The organism is Actinomadura sp. RB99 (assembly GCF_014706005.1).
Lineage (GTDB): Bacteria > Actinomycetota > Actinomycetes > Streptosporangiales > Streptosporangiaceae > Spirillospora.
The window spans coordinates 1-904 of record NZ_JABMCA010000131.1; the positions used below are offsets into that span (position 1 = coordinate 1).

General features: G+C 64.2%; 1 protein-coding gene. It reads right to left on the reverse strand.

Annotation, left to right across the window (positions count from 1 at the left end; all coding sequences use genetic code 11):
* A partial coding sequence (locus tag amrb99_RS48015) for a hypothetical protein (RefSeq protein ID WP_190868790.1) occupies positions 1–268 on the reverse strand: 268 nt, incomplete at its 3' end.
* Between the last annotated feature and the right edge of the window lie 636 nt (positions 269–904).

A 904-nucleotide genomic window follows, 5' to 3' on the forward strand; every position in this document is an offset into this window, starting at 1 on the left:
CGCGCATGCCCAAACTCGAGCGCAGCCATGCTTGGGTGGAGGGGTATCCCCACCGGGCGTGCTCTCCGGCGGCGTCGACTCGGCCGATGAATCCGGCGAGCGCGCTTTCCTGCATATCGGATGCGGCCACAAGTGTTTCGGTGAGTTCCAGGCACGCGGCCGCTGATTCGGGGGCTTCTCGCGATGCGAGTTCAGTGGCGATGGTTGAGAGCGCGTTCACCAGTTCCATGGTGGACGCGGCCCCAAGCTCGACCGTCACTGATTGCATACGTAAATAGTACCCTGTGTGACCGACATTCGAGGCCGTTCAAGGCCGTTCGAGCCACATTCTTCCCGGTATTTTTTGGGACCGGGGAAAGGCCGCCGGGTCGCGTGGCCATTGTCGATCTCCGTACCTCGGGGAAGGGGGAGTCTCGTCCCTCGGTACCTGATGGAGGGGGGTGGTGGGGTGGCGCGACCCGGGGGCGGGGCAGGCGGAGCCTGCCCCCAACACCGGCCCCGTACGCAAGCGCCACCCCACCACCCGAACACCCCATCTCCCCATTCAAGAACCCGCCTCGCGCCACCGCCAGAACACCCCGCCCCTCTCTCGAAGACCACCCTGGACACCTTCTCGAAAAGCTCGGCCCACGATGAACTTAAGTACTGGGCGTGCATGCGCAGATGACCGAGGCTGCCCAAGAACAAGTTGCCATAATGACATGAACTGAGCATCCGTCACCTAAATCCCTGCCCGGACCAAAGCGCGAGTCTCGTCCTTCTGCTCAATCTCTGCGATCGCAATGTGGCCTTGGTGCTGCATGCGGGAGATGTGGCCGCCGTTCGTCACGCTCGAGCTGGGCGCGGGGATGGTGCTGTCCGCGTCGTCCGCCGCGATCGTCGGGAACACCCCGGTCCGGGAACG